General features: G+C 65.6%; 23 protein-coding genes. 18 read left to right on the plus strand and 5 right to left on the minus strand.

What is annotated here, in order from left to right; genetic code table 11:
- Positions 1–53 precede the first annotated feature (53 nt).
- Entirely contained in the window at positions 54–365 is a 312-nt protein-coding gene (locus ACLIMP_RS23765; protein WP_324699262.1) for a hypothetical protein, read from the plus strand.
- Between the two features lie 94 nt (positions 366–459).
- On the opposite strand, the gene ACLIMP_RS23770 is transcribed toward ACLIMP_RS23765, so the two are convergent.
- A complete protein-coding gene (locus tag ACLIMP_RS23770) occupies positions 460–1,164 on the minus strand; it encodes a murein L,D-transpeptidase catalytic domain family protein (RefSeq protein ID WP_443478487.1) in 705 nt (234 codons plus the stop codon).
- Between the two features lie 108 nt (positions 1,165–1,272).
- On the opposite strand from ACLIMP_RS23770, the gene ACLIMP_RS23775 reads away from it, so the two are divergent.
- Positions 1,273–1,725, plus strand: coding sequence for a hypothetical protein (locus tag ACLIMP_RS23775; RefSeq protein ID WP_054437358.1), 453 nt, complete (start codon positions 1,273–1,275; stop codon positions 1,723–1,725).
- Positions 1,726–1,864: 139 nt separating this feature from the next.
- Positions 1,865–3,193, plus strand: coding sequence for a replication-associated recombination protein A (locus tag ACLIMP_RS23780; RefSeq protein WP_324699259.1), 1,329 nt, complete (start codon positions 1,865–1,867; stop codon positions 3,191–3,193).
- A 7-nt stretch (positions 3,194–3,200) separates the two neighbouring features.
- Here ACLIMP_RS23780 and ACLIMP_RS23785 read toward each other — a convergent pair whose 3' ends face one another.
- Positions 3,201–6,494, minus strand: a complete 3,294-nt coding sequence (locus ACLIMP_RS23785; RefSeq protein ID WP_443478488.1) for a PAS domain S-box protein — start codon at positions 6,492–6,494, stop codon at positions 3,201–3,203.
- A 290-nt stretch (positions 6,495–6,784) separates the two neighbouring features.
- Here ACLIMP_RS23785 and ACLIMP_RS23790 point away from each other — a divergent pair, with 290 nt between their 5' ends.
- From ACLIMP_RS23790 to ACLIMP_RS23835, 10 genes are all read left to right on the plus strand, one after another.
- Complete coding sequence (locus tag ACLIMP_RS23790) at positions 6,785–7,444, plus strand: TetR/AcrR family transcriptional regulator (protein WP_054437360.1); 660 nt, start codon at positions 6,785–6,787, stop codon at positions 7,442–7,444.
- Positions 7,445–7,611: 167 nt separating this feature from the next.
- Positions 7,612–8,070 carry a c-type cytochrome gene (locus ACLIMP_RS23795; RefSeq protein ID WP_324699258.1) on the plus strand — a complete coding sequence of 153 codons (459 nt, stop codon included), beginning with the start codon at positions 7,612–7,614 and terminating at the stop codon, positions 8,068–8,070.
- Between the two features lies 1 nt (position 8,071).
- Complete coding sequence (locus tag ACLIMP_RS23800) at positions 8,072–8,902, plus strand: COG4315 family predicted lipoprotein (RefSeq protein WP_443478489.1); 831 nt, start codon at positions 8,072–8,074, stop codon at positions 8,900–8,902.
- A complete protein-coding gene (locus tag ACLIMP_RS23805) occupies positions 8,899–10,095 on the plus strand; it encodes a hypothetical protein (protein ID WP_324699256.1) in 1,197 nt (398 codons plus the stop codon). The genes ACLIMP_RS23800 and ACLIMP_RS23805 overlap by 4 nt, the downstream gene beginning before the upstream one ends.
- A complete protein-coding gene (locus ACLIMP_RS23810) occupies positions 10,092–11,783 on the plus strand; it encodes a DUF1588 domain-containing protein (protein WP_324699254.1) in 1,692 nt (563 codons plus the stop codon). Before ACLIMP_RS23805 ends, ACLIMP_RS23810 begins: the two co-directional genes overlap by 4 nt.
- A 15-nt stretch (positions 11,784–11,798) precedes the next feature.
- The gene (locus tag ACLIMP_RS23815; RefSeq protein WP_443478490.1) at positions 11,799–13,139 is read left to right on the plus strand and encodes a DUF1552 domain-containing protein; all 1,341 of its coding nucleotides are present in this window, start codon (positions 11,799–11,801) and stop codon (positions 13,137–13,139) included.
- Positions 13,136–13,627 (plus strand): VOC family protein, encoded by a 492-nt coding sequence (locus ACLIMP_RS23820; RefSeq protein WP_324699252.1) that lies wholly within the window; start codon positions 13,136–13,138, stop codon positions 13,625–13,627. The genes ACLIMP_RS23815 and ACLIMP_RS23820 overlap by 4 nt, the downstream gene beginning before the upstream one ends.
- Positions 13,624–13,947: a high-potential iron-sulfur protein gene (locus ACLIMP_RS23825; RefSeq protein ID WP_324699251.1), complete on the plus strand. Its 324-nt coding sequence runs from the start codon at positions 13,624–13,626 to the stop codon at positions 13,945–13,947. The genes ACLIMP_RS23820 and ACLIMP_RS23825 overlap by 4 nt, the downstream gene beginning before the upstream one ends.
- Positions 13,944–14,603 carry a cytochrome b/b6 domain-containing protein gene (locus tag ACLIMP_RS23830; protein ID WP_324699250.1) on the plus strand — a complete coding sequence of 220 codons (660 nt, stop codon included), beginning with the start codon at positions 13,944–13,946 and terminating at the stop codon, positions 14,601–14,603. The genes ACLIMP_RS23825 and ACLIMP_RS23830 overlap by 4 nt, the downstream gene beginning before the upstream one ends.
- Entirely contained in the window at positions 14,600–15,133 is a 534-nt protein-coding gene (locus tag ACLIMP_RS23835; RefSeq protein WP_185999318.1) for a MarR family winged helix-turn-helix transcriptional regulator, read from the plus strand. The genes ACLIMP_RS23830 and ACLIMP_RS23835 overlap by 4 nt, the downstream gene beginning before the upstream one ends.
- Before the next feature lie 61 nt (positions 15,134–15,194).
- On the opposite strand, the gene ACLIMP_RS23840 is transcribed toward ACLIMP_RS23835, so the two are convergent.
- On the minus strand, positions 15,195–17,615 hold the full coding sequence (locus ACLIMP_RS23840; protein WP_324699249.1) for a TonB-dependent receptor: 2,421 nt from the start codon (positions 17,613–17,615) through the stop codon (positions 15,195–15,197).
- A gap of 611 nt (positions 17,616–18,226) precedes the next feature.
- Between ACLIMP_RS23840 and ACLIMP_RS23845 the strand changes: the two genes are divergently transcribed.
- The 4 genes from ACLIMP_RS23845 (at position 18,227) to ACLIMP_RS23860 (ending at position 23,161) form a co-directional block, all read left to right on the plus strand.
- Positions 18,227–18,925: a DUF969 domain-containing protein gene (locus ACLIMP_RS23845; RefSeq protein WP_443478491.1), complete on the plus strand. Its 699-nt coding sequence runs from the start codon at positions 18,227–18,229 to the stop codon at positions 18,923–18,925.
- The gene (locus tag ACLIMP_RS23850; RefSeq protein WP_443478492.1) at positions 18,922–19,878 is read left to right on the plus strand and encodes a DUF979 domain-containing protein; all 957 of its coding nucleotides are present in this window, start codon (positions 18,922–18,924) and stop codon (positions 19,876–19,878) included. The genes ACLIMP_RS23845 and ACLIMP_RS23850 overlap by 4 nt, the downstream gene beginning before the upstream one ends.
- Positions 19,875–20,894 carry a DUF2891 domain-containing protein gene (locus tag ACLIMP_RS23855; protein WP_324699247.1) on the plus strand — a complete coding sequence of 340 codons (1,020 nt, stop codon included), beginning with the start codon at positions 19,875–19,877 and terminating at the stop codon, positions 20,892–20,894. Before ACLIMP_RS23850 ends, ACLIMP_RS23855 begins: the two co-directional genes overlap by 4 nt.
- A gap of 110 nt (positions 20,895–21,004) precedes the next feature.
- Positions 21,005–23,161 carry a PKD domain-containing protein gene (locus tag ACLIMP_RS23860; protein ID WP_443478493.1) on the plus strand — a complete coding sequence of 719 codons (2,157 nt, stop codon included), beginning with the start codon at positions 21,005–21,007 and terminating at the stop codon, positions 23,159–23,161.
- 3 nt (positions 23,162–23,164) lie between these two features.
- Here the strand turns inward: ACLIMP_RS23860 and ACLIMP_RS23865 are convergent, their stop codons facing one another.
- Entirely contained in the window at positions 23,165–23,998 is an 834-nt protein-coding gene (locus ACLIMP_RS23865) for a p-hydroxycinnamoyl CoA hydratase/lyase (protein WP_324699245.1), read from the minus strand.
- 86 nt (positions 23,999–24,084) lie between these two features.
- Between ACLIMP_RS23865 and ACLIMP_RS23870 the strand changes: the two genes are divergently transcribed.
- Complete coding sequence (locus tag ACLIMP_RS23870; protein WP_243692702.1) at positions 24,085–24,495, plus strand: MarR family winged helix-turn-helix transcriptional regulator; 411 nt, start codon at positions 24,085–24,087, stop codon at positions 24,493–24,495.
- Between the two features lie 29 nt (positions 24,496–24,524).
- Here ACLIMP_RS23870 and ACLIMP_RS23875 read toward each other — a convergent pair whose 3' ends face one another.
- Positions 24,525–24,818, minus strand: coding sequence for a hypothetical protein (locus ACLIMP_RS23875; RefSeq protein ID WP_054437377.1), 294 nt, complete (start codon positions 24,816–24,818; stop codon positions 24,525–24,527).
- Between the last annotated feature and the right edge of the window lie 146 nt (positions 24,819–24,964).

The following is a 24,964-nucleotide window of genomic DNA, read 5'->3' on the forward strand; positions in this document are numbered from 1 at the left end:
TGGGCGCTGAAGTGATATGATCCGTTTTGGCAGTAATCAGCACGGGGACACGAATGCCCAAAGACGCAACGGTTTATTCGATCGATTCCACTAACGCACGGACCGCCGCGTCCAGAACGCCTTTAACCGATCAACTCAGTGCAATTCTCGCCAAGTTAAGTGAAGCCATGGTCGAAGCCGATGATATATCGCTCGATTTCAAGGGAAAACTTATGGTTCACCTCGATGTAAAGCGGGGCGAGGACCTTCCATTGGTCGAAGCGAAGCTTTCCGCTCTGGGTAACGGCATGTTCTCGCAGGTCAGCCGCGGCGCAACGCCGCATCATCCTTTTTCGCACCGCGTGACGGCGCTCGTCACGATCTGACGCGAAAACGCCGCAGGGCTGCGCCGATCGGCGGCCGCGCCGGTCGGCCGGGGATGCGCCGAACTCCCTTGGGGTGCGCTACCCCTGGGGGAAATCAACCGAGCTTGGCGGCGTAGATCAGGCGTCCTTCGCCGAGATGGTCGAATGCGCGGTTAAGCAGGCTGTCCCCCACCGCAAGGCAGCCCTGGCTACGGCCGAGCTTGCCATGCGCACCGATCATGTTCGGTTCGGCATACCAGGCCCCATGGACAACGATCGCGCGTTCGAGCGCATTGCTGTTGGTGGGATCAAGACCGACAAGCCGCTGTGAACGACCGTGCGCGCCAAAATAATAGTCCGAAGTGAGGAACGCGCCTTCGCTGCTCGCGTTTGACCCGGGCCGGTTCGAAAAACGCTGGAGCCAGCCGGTGTGCGCGGGATCGGACCCGCTGCCATGCGCGACATGCAGCGACGTGACCTTGCGGTTTTCAAGGTCAACCAGATGGAGACGCGGCTGCGAGGACGATGCCGAGAAATCGACGATGCCGATTCGGTCTCCCTTCACGCGCCCGCCATGCCGGTTCAGCGCCGCCATGGCGGCATGGAACAGCGGCGCTGCGACCGTTTCGGGTTGATAGGGCCCACGCGGCACGGGAAGCGCCGCAGGTGCGACGGGGGCCACGGAACCCGGGCGCGGAAGCACCAGCGAAGGGGCACGCGGCCTTTCCGGAATCGCGGTGGCAATGGCGCGGGCGGCAGAGGAGGAGGTCGCTGCGAACGCGGTCGCTGCAACGATCATGTTTCGGCGGCTGAATTTCATATCCACCTCGCCATATAGCGATTCTGTCGACAAAGTCTTGGCCAGTTTCGCATCCATCGTCACAAGCTGTTGCCCAGCCACCCCAAGGCGAGAAGGGAAGGATACATCATGACGGCAGGGCGTTCCGCACATCTTTCGAGTGAGGATTATCGCCAGGCGATTGCCCTCATCATTCGCAACATACAGAAATCCGGGGAATTATCCGATGGCCAACTGGCTACCCGTCTGGATTGCTCGAACGGCACGATCCGCAATGCGCGCAGCCGCGCCACCAGCCTCGATCCGCTGATCCTGGCCCGGATCGAACGCGAATTCGGCCCGGGCGCCATCGACCCTTTCCTCTCGCTCGCGCAAGTTCGGGCGGTTCCGCTGGCCACCGCCCGCCCGCAGATGGACCCGGTCCTCGCCATCGTCGAGGCGCTGCACCGAATCGTCGAGGCCCAGTCAGTGGACAGTGACGGCGGGTCGCGGATCACGCCGGTGGAACTGCGAAAAATCATCGAGGAACTGCGCCACGGCCGCTCCGCGCTCGACGCGCTGATCGCACGCGCCGAGGCCTGAAGGCTGTCCCGACGGGGCCGGTTCTTCAGGACAGGAGCGGTTCGTTTCAAGCGCCATCCCGCCATTCTTGCCATGGCCAGCCATCGCTCTATGAGGCGAAACCGCTAGCGCATGTGCCGAATACCCGGCGGATCGAGGGATGATGAGCGACCTGTTCGATACTGGAACCCGCCCGGGCCGGGTGCCGCTGGCAGCGCTGCTGCGACCGGCGACGCTTGACGAGGTGATCGGCCAGGGAGCGGTTGTCGGCCCCGGTTCGATCCTGCGGCGCCGGATCGCGGCGCGATCGCTGGGCAGCGTCATTCTCTATGGCCCGCCCGGCATCGGCAAGACCTCGATCGCGCGGGCCGTGGGCGCGATGCTGGGCAAGGAATTCCGCCCGCTCAACGCCACGCGCGCGGGTGTCTCCGACTTGCGCCGGATCGCCGACGAAGCGCGGATCAAGCCGGTGCTGATCTTCGTGGACGAGGTTCAGAGGTTCTCGGCAACGCAGGCGGACGATCTGCTGGCACTCTGCGAGGACGGCGTGGCCGACTTCATCGGCGCCACCACCGGCAATCCCTATCACGTCCTCACCCCGGCGCTGGTTTCCCGTTCGACTATCCTCAAGCTGGAGCCGCTCAGCATCGAGGAGATGGAGCGGGTGGTCCAGCGCGGGATCGACCATCTCGCGGGTGAAGGCATCGAAGTGTCGATGACGCCGGAGCAGCGCCGCATGGTCGCCGGGCGTTCCGGCGGCGATGCCCGCCGCGCGCTGACGACGCTCGAAAGCCTGGCGGTGGGGCACGAAGCGGATGGCCCGCTGCGGATCACGGACGAGATGCTGGCGGAAGCCTATGTCTCCGCTCCGATCAACCACGACCGTTCCGGCGATGCCCATTACGACATCGTTTCGGCCTTCATCAAATCGATGCGGGGTTCGGACCCCGACGCCACGCTCTACTGGCTCGCGCGCCTGATCCACGGCGGCGAGGATCCCCGTTTCATCGCACGGCGGATCATGATCCATGCGTCCGAGGACGTCGGCCTGGCCGACAATACCGCCCTCCAGACCGCCGTTGCCGCAGCGCAGGCGGTGGAAAAGATAGGCTATCCCGAAGCCCAGATCGTCCTGGCCCATGCCGCGCTGCACATCGCCCGCGCACCGAAATCGGGCTCGGTCACGCGCGGAATATCGCAGGCTCTGCATTTCGTCGGCTCGCAGCCGCCCGCAAGCGTGCCCCTTCATCTGCGCGATGCCCATTACAAGGGCGCCGCCGCCCTGGGCCATGTCGGCTACAGGTTCCCGCATGACGACCCGAGGGGCTGGGTCGAACAGGAATATGCGCCGGGCCTCGCCAGAGGCGCATTCTATCAGAGCGACGCCCGTAGCGCCCCCACCTTCGAGCGCCGGGCGGACGAATACTGGACCCGCACCACCGGTACGCCGCAGCCCCGCCGCCTTCCCGGCGACGATCCATCGGCCTGACAGGCGTTCACCCCCCCACGAGTTCCCGGATGCGGGCGGTGAGGGTTTCGACCGCGAAGGGCTTCGTCAGCACTCTCATCCCGGGTTCGAGATAACCGTTGCCGATCACGGAATTCTCCGCATAGCCGGTGATGAACAGCACTTTCAGGTCCGGGCGCACCACCCTGCCAGCGTCCGCCATCTGACGGCCGTTCATCCCACCCGGAAGGCCGACGTCGCTCACCAGCAGGTCGATCCGCACATCGGACTGGAGCACCTTCAGACCGGCGGCACTGTCCGCCGCCTCGATCACGGTATAGCCAAGGTCTTCCAGCACGTCGGTAATCAGCATCCGCACGCTGGGCTCGTCATCGACGAGCAGCACGGTCTCGCCCGCCTCTGCGCCTGGCAGCGGGGATTCGACAGCGCTGCCGCCCTCTTCCACCGCATCACCGTAATGGCGGGGAAGATAGATGCAGACGGTGGTTCCCTCTCCCACCTCGGAGTATATCCGCACTTGTCCGCCCGATTGCTTGGCGAAGCCATAGATCATCGAAAGACCAAGTCCGGTGCCTTGCCCGATCGGCTTGGTGGTGAAAAACGGATCGAACGCCTTGGCGATCACGTCAGGCGTCATGCCGGTGCCGGTGTCCGTGACGCATAGCGAAAGATACTGGCCTTCGGGCATGTCATGCGTGCGCGCGCCATTGCGGTCGAGCCACTTGTTCGCCGTCTCGATGGTGATCCTGCCGCCATCCGGCATCGCATCGCGAGCATTGATGCAGAGGTTCAGGACCGCATTCTCGAGCTGGCTCGGGTCTACCAGCGTCAGCCACAGCCCGGCTGCCCCCACCGTTTCGACCGCGATCGACGGCCCGACCGTGCGCTGGATGAGATCGGTCAGTCCGCTGACCAGGGCGTTCACGCTGGTCGGCCGGGGGTCGAGCGTCTGGCGGCGGGAGAAGGCCAGCAGCCGGTGCGTGAGCGCGGCGGCACGCCGCACCGAGCCCTGCGCCGCCACCACATATTTGTCCACGTCGGCAAGGCGCCCCTGCTTGAGGCGGATTCCGACCATTTCCAGCCCGCCGGAAACGCCGGCCAGCAGGTTGTTGAAATCATGGGCGAGGCCACCCGTGAGTTGCCCAACGGCCTCCATCTTCTGAGACTGGCGCAGTTGTTCCTCCGCCTTCATCAGTTCGGCCGAACGCTCGGCGACGCGCTGCTCAAGCGTTTCGTTCAACGCGCGCAGCGCCGCTGCGGCCCGGTCGCGCTCTTCCTCCACGGCGCGGCGCTGATCCACATCGAGCAGGACCCCCGGGAAGCTCAGCGGCGTGCCATCCGGCGCGTGATCGACCCGCCCGTTCGCTTCGATCCAGTAGTAGTGGCCATCGCTGCGCCGCACGCGGTACTGATGCGCATAGCCGCCGCCACGCGCGATCGCATCGCCGATGGCCTCGGCAAATCCGGCCCGGTCGTCAGGATGAACGGTAGCGGCCACTTGATCGAGGCTGAGCCCTTCGCGCGCCAGTTCCGGGTCCAGACCGACCGCGCGGGCGAAAGGTTCGTCCACCGTGAAGCGGTCGGTGGGCAAGTCCCACAGCCAGGTTCCGATGATCGCGCCCGCAGACAGCGCAAGCTGCACGCGTTCGATGTTCTCGCGGGCCAGTGCCTCGCTGGCCCGCATGGCCTGCTCGGCCCGCCTGCGTGCCTCGATATCGCGGAACAGCACGGACACCTGCTTGCGTTCCGGCGGCTCGACCCGCGCCGCCGAGACTTCGATGTGCCGCCCCGCCGCCGCGAAATATCGCTCGAAGCGCACGGGCTCGCCGGTCTCCAACACCCTGCCGTAAAGCTCCAGCCAGCCGTCCGCGCCGGTCGGGTCCACTTCGCGAAGCGTCATGCCCACCACGCCGGAAATGCCGGAGTGGCGCTCGTATCCGGGATTGGCCTCGACATGGACATAGTCGCTCATCGGGCCATGGGGCCCGTCGATGAACTCGATGATGCAGAAACCGTCGTCGATGGCTTCGAACAGGGCGCGGTACCGGTCCTCGCTGCGTCCCAGTGCAGCGATCGCCTGCCGCTTCGCGGTAATATCGCGCGCCACGCCCACAAAGCGAAGCGGCACACCGGCATCATCGAACTCCATGACCCCCTTGCGGGCAATCCAGCGCACATCCTCGCCTTCGGCCGCGCGCACGCGGTACTCCACTTCGCCCGAAGCCTCGCCGCGACTGCGCGATGCGGCCGTGGATGCGAGATGACGGTCTTGCGGCACGATCCGCGTCTCGATCACCGAGGCGGGATAGCGGTCCTGCACCGGCATTCCATAGAGACGGCAGAACTCGGGCGTGGGGATCAGCACATCCTCGGCGATCTCGACGGTGAAGAGGCCGATGCCTCCTGCCTCCTGCGCCTGCCGCAACCGCGTCTCGGCGGTAGCCAGATGCTGCGCGGCAAGGTGCTCCTCGGTCCGGTCCCTCAGAACCTTGACATAGCCGATGTGCCGTCCGGCCTCATCGCGCAGGGGCGACATCTCGCCGCTTCCCCAGAAACGTTCGCCGCCGCGTCTTTGATGCCAGCGCTCGTCCGAACCGCCGCCCCTGGTCGCCGCGTCGGCCATCTCGCGCTCCGGCACGCCGGCCTCGCGGTCCTCATCCGTGAAAACAGTCGCGATGGGCTGGCCCACGATCTCCCTCTCGGACCAGCCGAACAGGCTCTCGGCCCCGGCGCTCCAGTCGGTGATCATGCCCTGAAGGTCGGTCACGACGATTCCGAAATCGCGCGCACTGTCGACGATGGCGCGATGACGCGCCCGTTCGCCGTCGGCCTCGATCGCGGCCCGGCGCAGTTCCAGCGCGGTCATCGTTTGCCTTGCCAGCACCCGCAGTGCCTGTTCCTGCACCTCGTCCAGCGCCCGGGGCTCATAGTCGAGCACGCAGAGCGTTCCGATCGGCAACCCCTCCCCGGTCTTGAGCAGGGCGCCCGCATAGAACCGCAAGTGCGGCTCGCCGGTGACAAGGGGATTGCACTCGAACCTGGCGTCTCGCCGCGCATCGGGAACGAGGAGAAAGTCCTCTTCCAGCAGGGCCTTGGCGCAGAACGAGGTTTCCAGCGGGGTTTCCCGGACCCCAAGCCCGACCTCGGCCTTGAAGAACTGGCGCCCATCGCCGATGAAATTGACGACCGCGATCGGCGTCCCGCAGATCGCCGCCGCCAGGGACGCCATTTCATCGAACGCCTGTTCGCGGGGGCTATCGAGCACATCGTACCGGGCCAGAGCCGCCAGACGCATCAACTCTTGATCGGCAACTTCGTTCATGCGGCGTGGCTCTGGCGGTCCTGAGAGATAGGTAAAGTCGGGTCGTCGGCGCGCGATGTCCAATCGGCATCCGCAGGAAAACCTGCGGAAGGCCTGCTGGTTTCATCTCCGGCATAAAAACACGGCCCGAGGACCGAACGGCGGCATACCGCAAAAATCCATCCGTTCCCCATGACTTGAACGAAGGAGGATCGTCCGGCAATGCTCCTCAACCGAAGATTACCGGAATGTCGCTCGCGGCATGCCGGTTTAGGTGGTATCGATCATAAAAGAACCCAGGCCCGGAAAAAATGTCTTCCACTGCCGCTGCGAGCGCTAAAGATTCAAAGGCCCGCCCTACGGGCCGAGGCAGGCCCTCGCGCCAACAGTCCGCCGCGATCACCGATGCGATCATCCAGACCGCAACCGCGCTCTTCCTCAAGGAGGGCTTTGACGGCACCTCGATGGAAGCGGTGGCCCATGCCACGCAGATCCCCAAGACCACGCTTTACAAGCGTTACCCCGACAAGCTGGCGCTTCTGAACGCCGTGCTCGTCGCGCGGGTGGCGTCCTGGTCCGAAGTGACCTCGCGCGACAATGCACGTCTCGGCAACGATCTGCGCCAGCGTCTCATCCAGCACACCTCGACGATGCTGCTCTGGACCACCAAACCCGAAGTGCGCGCCTTCAGGCGGCTGGCGCTGAATGCCTTCGGCAGATCCGAAGGATCGATCACAGATTTCTTCGGATATACCGAAATGGTGGCTTATCTGGTCGCGGAGATCCGCGTCTACGGTCCGCCTTCGGGGATCGAGGCCAAGGCCCCGGAACGCATCGCGCAGGCCATAATGGCGATGGTAATCGGCTGGGTGAACACCCGCGCCGCCACCGGCCCGGTCACCGCGGCGGATGCCCGCGCGCAGGCACAGTTCATCATCGACGTGCTGATCGACGGGCACGCCCGCTGGTAAGGCCGATCGCCCGCTGCCCGTAGACCTGCACCGTTTAAGCCTCCTCCGAACGGCGCATTTCCGCCATTTTCGAACCATGGGCAAAAACTACGCAAAGTCGCGATTGACTAGTTCAAATTTTGAATCAATATTCTCTCCATAACAGAAAACAGTTGGGAGAAACTCCGATGAACGCCCTATGGCGCATTGGCGCGGTGGCTTTGGCGACAGCGGCGGTTGCCACGCCGCTGCTGGCTGCACCGGCCGACACGGTCCGCTCGCGCATCGCAGGTTACCGGGAACTCGGCGCGGCGTTCAAGGCAGTGAACGACGGCCTGCGAGGCGGCGAAGTGCAGACCGTGCTGATCGCCCAATCCGCTCGGGAAATCCGCAATGCCTCTCGCGGCCAGTACGAATGGTTTCCGGCCGGGAGCGGGCCGCAATCGGGCGCCAAAACCCGCGCCAAGGGCGAGATCTGGGCTCAGCCCGCCAAATTCAGGACCGCGCAGGACGCTTTCGCCAAGGCTGCCGACGATTTCCAGCGCGCGGTCGCCGGGAAGGACGTCGCGGCAATACGCACGGGCGCACAGAAACTTGGAGCTACGTGCAAGGGCTGCCATGACAGCTTCCGCGCGCCGGAGAGCTGAGATGGCGCCTCGCATCGCCTGCGGGCTCGCGATCGCGCTGCTTGCATTCGGCGCGGCGCCGACAGTTCATGCCCAGCCCGCCGACCTTCCGATTGCTCCCGCGGACGGTACGCCCTTGCCCAAGGGGGTGCGGGTGAAGAAGTCAGCGGACGGCAGTGTCTATGCAGATGCCCGCGGCCATACGCTTTATGGAATGGACATGCGCACCGTCCTGCGCTGGGCACCCGATCCCGCCCGCTTCTGCGCGCAGGACTGCACGCGCGAATGGGCACCCCTGCTCGCGCCGCGGGGAACCAAGCCGAACATCCGCTATCCGATGGGTTTCGAAAAAGCGGCAGAAATGCCCCCCGCCGAGGATCAGATCACCGATCCCCGCAAGGCGCCCGACTGGACAGTGATCGAGGGCGCCGCAGGTCCGCAATGGGTCTACAAGGGGTGGCATCTCGTCTTCACCCGGCGCGCGGCAGGCGGCAGCGCGCCGCCGCCGGACGACATGACGTGGAACACGCTCAAGTTCGTGCCGGCCCCACCGCGCATCGCCGCGCCGGGCCTTGTCGCCACCGCCTACTTCGGCGGCGCCTATGCCCTTACGGACCGGGACGGCCACGTCCTGTTCACCGGGCACTGCGCCGCGCCCTGCGCATGGCGCCCGCTTCCTGCGCCAATGGCCAGCGGCGGCTTGGGCGACTGGAAGGTCAGCCTTTCCGGCGACCGCGCGGAATGGACGTTCAAGGGTCAGCAGGTTTTCGTGAGCGAGGAATCCGATCCGCATGCCATCCCGCGCGGGGGCCGGATTCTGAGGCCGCAGACCAGCAGCGGAGAGAACCGATGAAACATGCGACGTCAAGGCGCGCACCGCTCCTCTGTACCGCAGCGCTGGCCTCCATCGCCGCGATCGGCATCGCCGCAGCCAGCATGTTGCAAGGCCCGGCCCTGGCGGAGGCTGTGCCGGCAAACCTGCCAGCTCCCCCACCGGGCGGCGTAATGGGCTTCGTGGTGCAGGACTTCGTTCCGCCGGTGATCCAGGGCAGTGACGCCTGCCCGAGCGGGGTGAGCCCCAAGATCCGGGAAGCCTATCTGGAATCGCTCCCGCCCGAGGAACATGCCCGGCTGGAACGCAAGGAAAACGAGCCGGAGTTGACCAGGCGCTGGCAGGCAACGGTGTTCGGCCCCGGCGGCACCAACATCTGTTCGCAACCGGACCAGTTCGACCGCCCGCTGCTACGCACCGTGCAAAGCATCCATGCCGGCGGCGTGGATCTGGACAATGACGCGCCCGGAGAAAGCTGCGCGCACGAGGAGTTCACTGCTCCCGACGGGCGAACCGGCATCGACAACCAGGAATACCGCGTCATGGGCTGCACCCTCGAATGGCGCGGGAAGGACGGCATCGGCGGCGATCAGCTTACCGGAATGCGTCAGTTCCATGCCTCCGGCGAATGGACGCAGGTGATCCTCCTGCGCGGTGTCGACAGTCTGGAGCATGACGAGGACGTGGAAGTGATCTACGCCAACACGTCGGACCGTCCCCAGCTCGACAATCGCGGCAATTTCCTGCCCGGCTACAGCTTCACCGTTTCCGACAAGGCGCCCCGGCACCGCAACGTCCTGCGCGGCCGCATAGAGAACGGGGTGCTGACCACCGAACCGCGCGACATCAGGCTGGCCCAGACCTGGGGCCAGGGCGGCGCCCGCGATATTCGCGGCGCCCGCACCGTTTACGATTTCCGCCATGCCAAGCTTCGCCTGGTCTTCCAGCCCGACGGGTCGCTGCGCGGGCTGGTCGGCGGATACCGGCCGGTGTTCGACGTGATCCAGAGCCCTGCGATCGGGGGTGCCGGCGCAGCGCTCGCCGCCGGCATCGATTGCGCGGGAACGCTCAAGACCCTCCGCAAATATGCCGACGGCATTCGCGATCCGAAGACGGGCAAGTGCTCCGGCGTCTCCAGCGCCATGGACCTGCGCGCCGTACCCGCCTTCGTGAACGACGTGCCATCCCCTGCTGCCGGGAGCCATGCCCTGTGACCCTCTTTCGCATAGCGCCGCTGGCGATCGCCGCGGCCACCCTTGCCGGTGTGGTCTCGCTGGCAGGCACGGCATCGACATCCGTGCCTGCCATGGCCGAAGCGAATGCCGCCCAGACCCTGTTGCAGGGCCCTCAGGTCGTTGGCATGCGCAGGCTGACCGAGGCCCAGTACCGCAATACGATCGCGGACATCTTCGGCAGCGACATCCGCGTTGCCGGCCGGTTCGAACCGATCGTCAGGCCTGCGCACCAGTTGATTGCCAGCGGCGCGCGCAGCGCGGCGATCACGCCTGCCGGGCTAGAACAGATGGACGGCATGGCGCGCGATATCGCCCGGCAGGTCTTCGAAGAGGCACACCGCGCCCAGTTCATGTCCTGCACGCCCGCCGATCCGGCCGCGGCCGATCCCGAATGCGCGCGCCGCATTCTCGCGCCGATCGGGCGCCTGCTGTTCCGGCGCCCGCTGACCGTGCAGGAAGAGGCGCTCTACGTGAAGATCGCCGGAGAAGGCGCTGCGCCTACGCGCTCCTTCACCAAGGGCCTTGAACTTGCGCTCGGATCGATGCTGGTCTCGCCGTGGTTCCTCTATGTGGTGGAGACGGCGGAGCCCGACCCGGACCATGCTGGCGGAATGCGGCTCGACAACGCCTCGCGCGCCGCGCGCCTCAGTTTCATGTTGTGGAACTCCAGCCCCAACGCCGCTTTGCTCGACGATGCGGCGGGCGGGCGGCTGACCGATCAGGCCCAGCTTGAAAAGGTGGTGACGGCGATGGTCGCCTCGCCCCGCTTCGAACAGGGGCTTCGGGCCTTCTTTTCCGACATGCTGCTGTTCGAGAAGTTCGACGAACTCGCCAAGGACCCGGTGATCTACCCCTATTTCAACCAGGACGTCCTTCAGGCGCTTCCCGAACAGATGCTGCGCACGATCACCACCCAGCTTCTCGATGGCGACGGCGATTACCGGGAACTGTTCACCACCCGAAAGACATGGATGAACCGACCGCTGGGCGCGCTCTACCAGGTGCCGGTGAGCAAGTCGCAAGGCTGGGTTCCCTATGAATTCTCGGCCGGTTCGGACCGTTCGGGCCTGCTCGGACTGGCCGGATTCCTCGCCATGTACTCGCACTCCGGCCGCAGTTCTCCGACCTTGCGCGGCCGGGCGATACGCGAGTTGCTGCTCTGCCAGCCGGTGCCGAACCCGCCGGGCAACGTGAACTTCACCGCCGTGCAGGACGTGACCAACAAGGCCATGCCCACTGCCCGCATCCGCCTTGATGCCCACACCACCGACCCCGTATGCGCAGGTTGCCACAAGATCACCGATCCGATCGGCCTGCCGCTGGAGAGGTTCGACGGCATCGGCGCCTTCCGCACCCGCGAGAATGACGCGGCGATCGATGTCGGCGGCTCGTTCGACGAGGCCAGCTTTTCCGGTGCCGACGGCCTGGGCAAGGCCATCGCGGCCAGCCAGGACGCGACGATGTGCGTCACCTCGCGGGCGCTCGAATATGCAACCGGCCGCCCCAGCGAGGATGGCGCGCTCGTCGAAACGCTGGAAAGCCGCTTCGCGGCGGACGGCTACCGCCTGCGCAAGCTGATCGAACGGGTCGCGACGATGCCGCAGGCCTATGAAATTCCGGGCGATCCACTGAAATCCGAGGCCACTCACGTGGCGACAAGACGCTAGCGAGAGGACCAACCCATGGCATTCGACCTGTCTCGGCGCACCGCGCTCAAGGGCATCATGAACGGCGCGGCGATCACCGTGGGCGTTCCCCTGCTCGATATCTTCCTGAACGGCAACGGCGAGGCGCTTGCCGCCACCGGCGCGCCGCTTCCGGTCCGTTTCGGCACCTGGTTCTGGGGGCTCGGCGTCAATCCCACCCGCTGGTTCCCCGACAACGCCGGTCCGGGATACGACCTGAAGCCGGAGCTGGAGATCATCAAGCCCTACGCGCACAAGATCAATATCCTGGGAAATTTCAACGTCATGCTCGATGGCGCACCGAACCTTCCCCACACCTCCGGAGGCCCGGCGATCCGCACCGGGCGCGCGCTCACCGCGGAAGGTGGCCTGCCGGGCGAAAGTTTCGACGTGACCATCGGCGACAGGATCGGCACGCGAACCCGCTTCCGCAGCCTGGAAACCTCCGCATCTGGCGACCCGCGCAATTCGCTCAGCGGGCGCGGCGGCGGCAACCTGAACCCTTCGGAAGGCTCGGCAGCCGGGCTCTATCGCCGTCTTTTCGGCACCGGCTTCAAGGACCCCAACGGCGCGACTTTCACGCCCGATCCGGAAGTCATGGCCCGCCGCAGCGTGCTTTCGGCCGTCAGCGAACAGCGCCAGTCGCTCGAAAGCGCAGTGGGCGCCGCCGACAGGCAGAAGCTGGACCAATATTTCACGTCCGTCCGGCAGTTGGAGAACCAGCTTGAAGTGGAGCTGAAGAAGCCTGAACCGCTACAGGCGTGCCTTGTCCCCAAGCCGGTCGAGGATCGCCCGGTCAATGCCGAGATCGAGAACGTCGTCACCAACCACGCGCTGATGACGGACCTGCTGGTCATGGCGCTCGCCTGCGACCAGACCCGCGTATTCAACATGATGTTCAACAACGGCGCCTCCTCGCTGACCCGAATCGGCAGCACGATCACGCATCACCAGCTCACCCATGAAGAAGCGCTCGACAACCGGCTGGGCTACCAGCCCGAGGCCACTTACTTCCTGAGCCGGATCTTCGAGGCCTGGACCTATTTCGTTGCCGCGCTCGACAAGGTGCAGGAGGGGCCGCGCACCCTGCTCGACAACACATTGGTCTTCGCCCATTCCGAAACCGAGTTCGCCAAGTTCCACACCATCGACAATATCCCGATGATGACCGCGGGCAGCGGCGGCGGTCGTATCAGGACGGGGATCTACGTCGACGGGCTCGGCTCTCCGGTCAGCCGCGTCGGCCTCACGCTCCAGCAGGTCATGGGGGTGCCCGTGGACAAGTGGGGGGCGAAGAGCATGGAGACCGGCAAGTCGATCGGCGAGATCGTCGCATGAAGGGCGCGTCGATCATGCTGGCGGCCTCGGTCCTGCTCGCCGCTCAGGCCGCACAGGCGGGCGAGCCTGCCGCCCTTCCCCCCGCGCGGCTGGTGGGCACGGTCCTCAACGCAGTGGCGATCGAACGCGAACTGGCGTTCTACGAGAACGCATTCGGGCTCAAGGTCGGCATGACGCTCGATCACGGCACCCGGCGCGAATACATGCTGCGGTTCTCGGCGGACCCGGGCGAAGCCGGGCTCATCATCGTGCATGACACCGCGCCGGAAGCGCCCGCACGGCTTGCACATGGGAACGCCTTCGATCGCATCGTGCTGCGGGTGAGCGACATGGATGCGCTGGTCCGCCGGCTCGACGCCTCCGGCACCGCGCACCAGCCTGTGCGCGCGGCTGCGCAGGGCTACCGGGTGCTACTGCTCCAAGACCCGGAAGGCTATCCGCTCGAAGTCATCCAGAGCAGCGCCGCCGCACGGGAGCCCGGCCAATGACCCCCTCGCGCAGACAGTTCCTCGGACGAGCGCTGACTTTCGCTTCGCTCGCCGCCGCAGGTTTGGTCGCATCGGGAGGAGCGCTGGCCCAGCCGCCGGCCGGTTCCTGCTACGATCCCGCCGCCCTGCCCTTCAGCCAGAAGAGCCGGCGCCGCGCGCTGGGCTATCTCGATGCATCGGCCGACCCTGCCCGGCGCTGCGGAAGCTGCGCCTTCTTCACGGCCGCCGCGCCGGGGTGCGGAACCTGCCAGATGCTGTCGGGCGGCCCTGTCAACGCAGGCGCCGTCTGCAACTCCTTCGCACCGAAGGCCGCGAAGTGAGCGCCCGCCCCGGCGTCCGGGTCTGGGACCTGCCCACCCGCCTGTTCCACTGGCTGCTCGCCGCGCTTTTCGCGTTCTCCTGGTGGAGCGCGGAAAACCGCGAGATGCAGTGGCATTTTCTGTCCGGGATCACATTGCTGGGGCTGCTCGGCTTTCGCCTGATCTGGGGTTTCGTGGGCGCCAGCACCGCACGTTTCGCAGGATTGCTCCGTTCCCCGCTGCGCATCGCGGAATACCTGCGCGGCCGGCACGCGAAGGAACCGGGCCACAACCCGCTCGGCGGCTACAGCGTCATCGCGCTGCTGCTCCTGCTGGGCACGCAAGTGGGCAGCGGGCTCTTCGCCACCGATGTGGACGGGCTTGAATCCGGCCCGCTGTCCTTCCTCGTCAGCTTCGACCAAGGCCGCATGGCGGCGGGAATCCACGCCATGAGCTTCAACGTGCTGCTTGCCCTCATCGCGCTGCACCTGATCGCGATCGTGTTCTACCTCGTCTTCCGCCGGCGCAATCTCGTAGGGCCGATGGTGACCGGCCGGGACCGGTCTCTTGACCGGGAAACCACGCCGATGCAGCCCGCGTCCCCCACGGCCTTTGTCATTGCCGCCGCTCTTGCTACCTTGCTCGCCTGGTCGGCCAGCAAGGGTTTCGGTTTGTGACGAGTACGACACGGGAAGAACTGCTCAGGCGGGCATTCTCGAAGCAGGAAGCGGATGATGCCGCAGAAGGCGATCTGCCCAGCGGGATCGAATGGGTGGATATCGCCCCGGTCATCGAGGGGCTCGTCTTTGCAGGACGCCCTATCGGAGCAGCCACCCAGAGCGTCACGGCACGGTACGACCTTGGCCCCCGCGGATGCTATATCCTCAGCGCCATTTCACGCGGCATCACTTATCCGCTCGACCTCGCCTCGTTGCTGAGGGTCGGCCGCAGCCTGGTGACGGCCGAACTGAACCGCCTCACCGCAGCCGGGCTCATCGAAGCCGTGCCGGGCAAGGACGATCGCCGCCGCAGCGAACTCAGCCTGACACCCGAAGGAGACCGCGCCTGCGTGGAAGTCCGCTCGGAACTGCACCGCCTCATCAGGGGCAATCTCTCCGGGTACACGGTCGAACATGTGCGGCTTTTCGCCCGGATGCTGGCCGACGTGTGCCGGACCGAACCGCCCGATCCCGGTAAGGATAGATAAAAAAGCGGGGCGGATGGTTGCCCATCCACCCCAGTCGGAGGGACGCGTTCCTTTCCGCGCCTTATCTTGAACCGAATGCGTAGCGCACGTTGATGCCGAATTCCCGCGGCGGGGTCATCGTCACGCCCGTGTAGGTGCTGGTATAGGTTTCCGCCGTCGGCCCGGTGAAGATCGGTCCGTTCGGCCCCATTCCGCCGAAGCCGAGCTGCCGGTAGCTGGTGCTGAGCGGCGTGGTCCGGCTCAGGGCCTTTTCCGTCTCGAACAGGTTCTTGGCGTAGAACGAAACCTCCCAGGCGCCGTTCGGATCGCGGATACCGGCATAGAGGTTGACCAGCGCATAGGCGCTCACATCGTCGTAGATATTGGTCGGATCGGTCTGCGACTTGCCATTGTAGGAGACCAGCCCGCGCAGATAGCCATCCACCCGGTCGGATACCGGCACGCGGTACTCGCTCTGGAGCGTGGCGGAGAACGGCGACTGGAACGCCGAACGCTGCGTGACCTGGCAGGCCGCAAGGTTGTCAGCCCCGACGGCGGCCTGCAATTCGCCCACCGTCGGCGCCGACGTCACGACATCGGGAACCCCGTCGCCGTTGAGGTCGTTGCAGGCGATCGTGCCGTCCTTGACCTTGCCGAGCGAGTAGCTGGCCACAAGGCCGAGGTTCCACCGATCCGAGATATCGAAGGAAAGATCGCCCTCGACACCGTTGACCTCGACCGGGACCGCGCCAACGAAGTTGAACTGCGCCACTTCCTGATGCGTGCCGATGACCTGACCCGAAGAATCGCGATCGGCGACGCGGTTGAGATAGTAGACCCCGCTGCCGGGCACGCGGTAGGGGAAGTTCTTGAACTTCTGGTGATAGCCGGAGACGTTGAAGCGCATCCGCCCATCGAGGAAGGTGCTCTTCAAGCCGATTTCATAGGACTTGGAGGTTTCCGCCGGAAGGTTGAGGAAGCTCTTCTCCAGCGCCGAAGGCGTGATGTTGAAGTCCCCCACGACATTGAGGCCCGGGCGCCACGAACTGCCGGTGCTGGCATAGAGCATCAGGTCGCGCGTGAAGTTGTGCTTCACCGATGCCGAATAGATCCACTTCTTGGCGGACTGCCCCTCGTCGGCGATCGTCTGGCCGCCCACGATAAGCTGGTTGTTCGACGTATAGTCGATATGGCGGACGCCGCCCGAAACTTCGGTCGCTTCGCCGAGATGGACCGTCAGGTTGCCGAAGAGCGACTGCTCGTGCGAGGTGCCCGTGCGCGAGATAGGGGTCTGCGCCACGGTGGCCAGCCCGCCGCCGAAGATCAGCGGAAGCCGGACGGGAGTAGGCCGCAGAAGATCGGTCGGCGGATCGTTCTTCGCGTCGAAGAAGCCCACCACATAGTCAAGCATGCCGAACAGGCGCGTCTCGTTCTGCAGGCGAACTTCGTGCGAGGTCGACTTGGTGCGGGAATCCGTCAACTGGCGAACATCGCCGCCGGGGAACAGGTTCGCCGGGTCCTGGGTGGTGCGGGACAGGACGTGCTGCGTGTAATGCTGCCCCTGGTAGATCAGCACCTGGCCCCACTGGCTCGCCTCTCCGCGCCAGTTGTAGACGTTGTAGACCTGATGGTTGGTGCGCGGGATCGTCTGGTTGGACAGGCGGTCCTTGGTCGAGATGAAGACCGGGCTGGGATCGGCGTCGGGATTGGCCTCGCTGAAGGACGCGACCTGATCCCAGGCCACGGCGTTGCGCTCCATGTGCTGGTAGACGCCTTCGAACTTCAGCCAGTCGGTCGGCTGGATGATGCCGCTGACGCGCCCGGCCCGGGTCCGTTCGAACGGATCGCGGCCGCCCGCGACGGGACGAACGCGATCGCCCTCGTTTTCGTCCCAGACACCCGCGACGCGAATGGCGGCGATGCCCTCGATCACCGGGACGTTGAACGCGCCCTTGAAGTTGAGCGTGCCGATCGTGTTGGCGGTCATGTCCACGGCGCCGCCGAAGGCGAACAGGTCAGGCTTGCGCGTGGTGACGGTGATCGAGCCGGAAGGCGAGGCGCGGCCGCGCAGCGTGCCCTGCGGACCGCGCAGGACTTCGATCTGGCCGATATCGAACATCTGCTGCAGCACCACGCCCGCCGTGATCGGCGCGTCGTTCATGTAGAATTCGACCGTGGAATTGAAGCCGCTGGCGTTGATGTCGAAGTTGACGCCGCGCAGCTTGGCGCTGCCGCCCACGCCGTTCGTCTCGGTCGCCAGCTGGAGGCCGGGAACCAGCGTCTGGACTTCCTTGAAATCGCGGATGTTCAGCTTGGCGACATCCTCGGAAGTGACGGTGTCCACCACCGCCGGAACGTCCTGCACGTCTTCGTCGCGGCGGCGTGCCTGGACGATGATGATGTTCGCGTTGTCGACGACCGTTTCGGCCTGCTGCGCGAACGCCGGCACCGATACGGAACCGGCGGCGGCCGAACAAAGCAGCATATATGCAGTGGTCTTCAAATCATCCTCCCATTTTGTTCAATTATTTTCTTTATTCCAGATGACATGCTGCCCCGCTCCGGGGACATCAGTAGAATCCGAGAACCTTTCCGCGCAGTGCATGATAAAATGCACAAGATCTGCCGCCCGCTGAACGCTTTCGTTCAACGCCAAGATACGCAGACCTTCGAAGTTTCGATTAGCCGGTTGCCCTCTTCATCCCATCATCTCCCTCACGGCCTCGATATTTTCGAGTGCCTTTGTTCGACGATATCACCGAAGCGAGATAAAGCAACGAAACGTCGCGCTAAGTTCCTGACCCATTACGGAACAATAGGATCGGAAATCCGCCATCCCGCGCAAGAATCCAACACGAAGAACGCTGCTGGATCAAAGTTTTACATCGCAGGTCAAGGGACATGTCATCCCCGATCATCTCCGCCCCCAGGAGGCAACCACGCAGGAAATCGCCGTGCCGATGTATCCTCCATCCCCGGACACGCAGAGAAATTTTCCTTGACCACCGGCCAGTTGGGGCAGCCCGCCGTACTTCGGCCGCCATCAACAAATTGACATTCCAGCCGAAAGGCAGCTTCTACGATCGCACTCGAAAACGTGGGATCTGATGAAAAATGCCGCAGTGGCAGATCGACTACTGGCCGCTTGCCGGCATTCTCGTCGTGGTGATCGGCTTCGCCATGCGGTTCAACCCGCTGCTCGTGGTGGCCGTGGCGGCGATCCTCACCGGACTGCTCGGCGGGATGGACCTCGTCGCGGTGGTTTCGCTGCTGGGCAAGGGCTTCAACGACAATCGCTTCGTCACCGTGGTCTACGTCGTGCTGCCGGTGATCGGCCTGCTCGAACGGTTCGGATTGCAGCAGCGCGCACGCGGCCTGATCGAATCCATGCGCGGGGCTACCGTGGGCCGGCTGCTGGTCGGATACCTCGCCTTCCGCCAGGGCCTTGCGGCGCTGGGCCTCGTTTCCGTGGCCGGACATCCGCAAACGGTTCGCCCGCTGCTGGCACCGATGGCCGAAGCCGCCGCGCGCAAGGAGAACCCCGACATTACCGATGACGATCTCGAAGAGGTCAAGGCCATGGCCGCGGCAACCGACAACGTCGGCGTGTTCTTCGGCGAGGATATCTTCATCGCCATCGGCTCGATCCTGCTGATCCAGGGCGTGCTGCGCGGCGAGGGCATCGAACTGGCGCCGATCCATCTCTCGCTCTGGGCGATCCCGACCGCGGTCTGCGCCTTTGCGATCCACGCCCTTCGCATCCGCCTGTTCGCCCGCCGCCTGCGCCGCAAGGCCCGGAGCGCGGCGGCATGATCGGCATCGCAGAACTCTACTTCGTCGCCGGGCTCGTCTTCGCGGCCTTTGCCATCGCCAGCGCCTTCGATCAGGCCAATCCGAAGCGCTGGGGCAATGCCGCGTTCTGGGGGCTTGTCGCGGTGAGCTTCCTGTTCGGCGACCTGCTGGGAGACTTCGGCAACGGCATCCTCGTACTGCTGCTGGTCGCTCTCGCCGGATTTCGCTGCCTCGGCCACGGCCGCCCGCACACGACATCCGCCGGAGAACGCGAAGTCTGGTCGGCGAAGCTCGGCTCGAAACTGTTCCTTCCCGCGCTGGTGATCCCGGTGACCGCCTTCGCCGGAACGCTGCTGTTCAGCTACTCTCCGCTCGGCAAGACCGGGCTGATCGATCCGCGCTGGGTGACGCTGGTACTCCTCGTCGCGGGCGTCGCCATCGCTCTTGCAGCAACGATGATCCGGCTCAAGCCCCCGCTTTCCGCGCCGGTCGAGGAAGGCCGACGCCTGATGGACTCCATCGGCTGGGCCGCACTGCTGCCGCAGATGCTGGCAGCGCTTGGCGCGGTATTCACGGCTGCCGGTGTCGGCAGCGCGGTGGGCGCGATGAGCCTGGCGGTGCTGCCGGAAGGCAACGTCTTCCTCGCGGTGGTGATTTTCGCGCTGGGCATGGCGCTGTTCACCATCATCATGGGCAATGCCTTTGCCGCCTTCCCTGTCATGGCCAGCGCCATCGGCGTGCCGATCCTGATCCGCGCGCATGGCGGCGATCCCGCGGTGGTCGGCGCGGTCGGCATGCTGGCGGGATTCTGCGGCACGCTGCTGACCCCGATGGCGGCGAACTTCAACATGGTCCCCGCCGCCCTGCTCGAACTCAAGGACGAATACGGCGTGATCCGCCGTCAGGTCGGCACGGCCCTGCCCCTGCTCGTCTGCAACATCCTCATCCTCTACATCGCCGGATTCCTGCTATGATCCTCACGCCCGAAACCGCCTCGCGTTTCATGCGCATTGCCCTCGGCCATGTCGGCCGGGAATATCCGCACAAGCTCGACCACGTGATGAACACCGATGCCGACGTGCTGCCGCCCCGTGCGCTGCATCCCGCGTTCCACGGCAGTTTCGACTGGCACAGCTGCGTCCACGGCTGGTGGACGCTTCTCACCTTGCGGCGGCTTCACGCCGACCTTCCGGAAGCCGCCATGGTGCGCGAACGCGCGGACGAGACCTTTGCCGAGGACAAGCTCGCCGCCGAACTGGCCTATCTGGACCGGCCCAACGCCGGCGGGTTCGAGCGGCCCTATGGCTGGGGCTGGCTGCTCTATCTTCATCTCGAAGCCTCGCGCCACGCAGACAGGCCCTGGGCCGCGCGCCTCGAACCGCTGGCCCGCGCCTTTGCCGCCCGGCTGGGCCACTACCTCGGCATCCTGACATATCCGATCCGCACGGGCACGCACTTCAACAGCAGCTTCGCCCTGACGCTGGCACTGGAGTGGGCAGACGCCTTCGACGGCGAACTCGCGGCACAAATCCGCGCCAGGGCGGCGGCATGGTTCGGCAAGGACGAGGACTGCCAGGCGTGGGAGCCGGGCGGCGACGAATTCCTCTCCTCCGCGCTCAGCGAGGCGCTGCTCATGCGGCGGTCGCTCGGCGATGCCGCTTTTGCGGATTGGTTCGCCCTGTTCCTGCCCCACATCGCCGAGCGCCGCCCGGCCAGCCTCTTCAGCCCGGCTCATGTCAGCGATCGCAGCGACGGCAAGATTGCCCATCTCGACGGGCTGAACCTCAGCCGCGCCTGGGCCTGGCGCCAGCTTGCCCCGGCCATCGGCGGCGGGGAAGGCGGGGGAAATGCCCGCGCCATCGCCGTCGACGCCGCCGAGCGGCATCTCGAAGCGGCAATGGCCCATGTCGAGGGGGACTACATGGGTGAGCACTGGCTGGCGAGCTTCGCGCTTCTGGCCCTGCTCGCGGCGCCTGAACCAGCCGGCTGAACGGACAACCGGAAATCGGTGGGGCGATAGGCAGACGCCTGCATATCGCCATCGACCGTGCCACAACGCCTCCCGACCGCCCGGACCAGAGGCGGGTCTCATTTGGGAGCATGTGGACGGTGATCTTGCAGAAGAACGCGGCGAAATGGGCGGTGTCCGCCGTGGTGCTGGCAACGTTCCTGTCGGCTGCGGCGCCGGGATCGGCTGAAGCTCCCACCGTGGCGGCAGCCGCCGCCGGTCTTTCCGTGCAGGGGTACGGCGATGAGGACGCTCTCTTTGCCCGCCCCTTCATCGACCGGGACGAACCGCGCACCAACAACGGCACCGCCTATCGCTACGTCCATGGCGGGTTCGAGGGTACCGACACGCGCTTCTCGTTCTATTTCCCGGCGGCCAGGTCATGGCAGGGGCGTTTCTTCCAGTACATCACCCCCGTGCCCGACAGCGAGACCCTTTCCCAGGGTCTGACCGGCGAGGAAGACCGCATCGGCGCCGCCATGACGAGCGGGGCCTACTTCATCGAAACCAACGGCGGCGGCGCCAAGGCGGCAGACCCGATGGGCGGTGGTGACCTGACCATCGGCGCCTTCCGGGCGAATGCCGCCTCGGCCCGGTTCTCGCGCTTCGTGGCGGCGCAGGTCTACGGCGCGCGCAAGCAAATCTACGGCTATGCCTATGGCGGCAGCGGCGGAGCCTATCGCACGCTGGGCTCGCTGGAGAACACGCGGGGCGTGTGGGACGGCGCGGTGCCCTATGTGCTCGGCTCGCCGATGGCGATCCCCAACATGTTCACCGTGCGCCTCAAGGCCATGCGCGTCCTGGGCGAGAAGCTCGACGGCGTGGTCGATGCGCTCGATGCGGGCGGCAGCGGAGATCCCTATTCCGGGCTGGACGACGAGCAGAAGGCAGCCTTGCGCGAAGTAACCGCCATGGGGTTCCAGCCCAGGTCATGGTACGCATGGCGCACGATGGGACCGCATGCCTTCGCCCTGCTGTTCGGCGGCATCCGCATGGCAGATGCCTCCTATTTCACCGATTTCTGGACCAAGCCGGGCTACGAGGGGCACGACAGCCCCGAACTCTACAAGGCGGACCGGGTGCAACTCGCCACCCGCGTTGTCGAAGTCATCAGCGCGGACAAGGCGAAGACGCTCGACATCGACCCTGGCCATACGCCCGGCACCGCCAAGGGCACGGCGGATCTGGCATGGCAGGCCATGGGGCTCCATTCGGCGGGCGAGATGCCGGTCGCGGTGCGGCTGGCCGACAGTTCCACTTCGAAGGCCCTGCTGCTGTCCGATCTCGTTCTCGCTTCGGGCAAGAAGGTGGTTCTTTCCGACGTGCACGGCGATCTGGCCATGCTCGGCATCAACGACCCGCGCCTGCTCGCGACGATAAGGGCGGGCGACCCGGTGCGGCTGGACAACAGCGACATCCTCGCGGTGCAAAGCTATCACAGCCACCAGGTGCCGGACCTTGCGGAGTACCCGGTCTGGAAGCAGTTCACCGATGCACAGGGCAAGCCGCTCCACGCCCAGCGCCCGATGCTGCTCGGCCCGCTGTTCACGAAGAACGCCGCCGGCTCGGTGCCGTCCGGCAAGTTCGACGGCAAGGTGATACTGGTGGAGAACCTGTGGGACCGCGAAGCCCTGCCCTGGCAGGGGGACTGGTATCGCTCGCGCGTGAAGGCATACGCCGGCGCGGCAGCGGATGAACGCTTCCGCATCTGGTACACCGACCGCGCACTGCACGGGGACCAGACCCGTCAGGACGATCCCTCGCGGGTGGTGTCCTATATCGGCATGCTGCAACAGGCCCTGCGCGATCTTGCCGCATGGGTCGAACAGGGCAAAGCCCCGCCCGCCTCCACCTCCTATCACATCGAGGACGGACAAGTGGTGACGCCCGCGTCCGCCGCGGCCCGCAAGGGCATCCAGCCCGTCATCACCCTTGCCGCGAACGGCGGGGCACTGGCCCGGATCAAGGCCGGCACTCCCGTCAGGCTCACTGCCACGATCGAAGTCCCGCCCGGCAGCGGATCGGTCGTCTCGGCAGAGTGGGACTTCGAGGGCGACGGCACATTCGAGGCTCCCGCCACGCTTCCCGCCGGCAACAAGGCGAAAGCCACCGTTTCGGCCACCCATGTCTACGACCGGGCCGGCACCTACTTCGCCGTGCTTCGCGCCGCGTCCCAGCGCGAAGGCGATCGCCAGACCGCCTTCGCGCGCATCCAGAACCTCGCCCGCGCCCGGATCGTCGTGGAGTGACGGTCAGCGCCTCTTGCTGACGTCGTAGGCGCCGAGGCCGGGCTTGAAGGACTTGTCGTCGATGAACTGCCGCGTCGCCTCCTTGCGCCCTTCGCCGTCGAAGTAGTTGGCGGCTTCCTGCGCACGGATCAGGTAATCCTCCGCGTTGTCGTAGCTCATTTCGCGCACGCGGCGGATCGCCCACTTGGTGGCACGCAGCGCCTCGGGGTTCTTGCCGAGCAGGACCTGCGCGATTTCGGTAACGCGGGCCTTGAGGCGGTCGGCGGGAACCGCTTCGTTGACGAGGCCCCATTCGGCCGCTTTCCTGCCGTCCACGTTCTCGCCCATCATGGCGTGATACATGGCGTTGCGGAAGCCGGTCAGTTCGGTGATGATCTTGCTGGCCCCGCCGCCGGGCAGGATGCCCCAGTTGATTTCCGAAAGGCCGAACTGCGCATCTTCCGCCGCCACCGCAAGGTCGCAGCCGAACAGCGGCCCATAGGCGCCGCCGAAGCACCAGCCGTTGACCATCGCCACGGTCGGCTTCTCATACCAGCGCAGGCGCTCCCACCAGCTGTAAGCCTCGCGCTGCGCCTCACGCGTGGCGCCAAGCCCCTTTTCCTCGTTCTCGCGGAAATATTCCTTGAGGTCCATTCCCGCAGACCAGGACGTGCCTTCGCCGGTAAGCACCAGCACGCCCACGTCATCCCGGAACTCCAGTTCCCTGAGAACCTCGCCCATGCGCCGGTTGAGCCTGGGGCTCATGCAATTGCGCTTTTCCGGCCGCGAGAAGGAGACCCATGCCACGCGGTTTTCGATAGTGTAGGAAACGGTATCGTGTTCACTGCGATCTTGCATGGCAATCCTCATCGGGTCATTGACGTGTTTGCTCTGTTTCATAACAAACAGATTGTTATCGTCAATAGCATTTGGAGAGACTTCCCTTGAATGACCTGCTCGCGACCTTCCCCGGTTATGCACTGCGCCGGGCGGCAAATGCGGTGATGGGTGAACTCGGCAACCTGCTGGAGCCGGAGAACCTGCGGGTCACCGAAGCGGCGGTGCTGGTGATGATTCAGGGACGTTCCGACCTGACCGCCAGCCAGATCGGCAAGGCGCTGGATATTCAGCGCGCCAATATGGTGCCCTTGCTCAACCGGCTCGAAAGTGCCGGGCTCATCCGCCGCCAGCCGATCGACGGCAAATCGCAGGCCGTCGTGCTCTCGGCCGAAGGGGAAGCGAAGATGACGGTCGTCGGCGCCCTGATCCAGCAGTTCGAGCAGGGACTGCTGGAAAGGGTTCCCCCAGAGCACCGGGATCACCTGCTCCCCGCACTCAATGCGATATGGAAATAGCGCTTCGCCGCAAAACGGGCATGCAGCGATCAGGCTTTCCCGCTCCGCCTGCGGGTATCCCACCCTTTCCGCGCCGCCGCCGAGCGTTGTTCGGCCGAGCCCGACTTGTGCGCCTTCCCCCCGCGTGAGGAGGAGGCATGGGTATCGGCCTTCCCGCGCCCGGAGCCGGACTTGTTGCCGCCGCCGGATTCCTTGTTCACGGTGGCCCATGCGCGTCGCTCCGCTTCTTCCGTGCTGACGCCGCGCTGCTCGTAGCTTTCCTCGATATGGGCGGCCTTGCGCTTCTGCTTGTCGGTATAGCTGCTCTTGTCACCTTGGGGCATTCGGCATCTCCCGCGAATGGCATGCCCATGCAATGACGCGGCCGCGCTCCGGGTTCCCGCCCGGACAGCCCTATCCCGCGGAAGACGCCGACTGGCCGACCCCGCGAACGGCCCGTCGCAGCACGATGGAATGGCGAAACTGCGAA

Origin of the sequence: Novosphingobium aeonii (genome assembly GCF_052279045.1) — a bacterium.
Taxonomy (GTDB): Bacteria; Pseudomonadota; Alphaproteobacteria; order Sphingomonadales; family Sphingomonadaceae; genus Novosphingobium.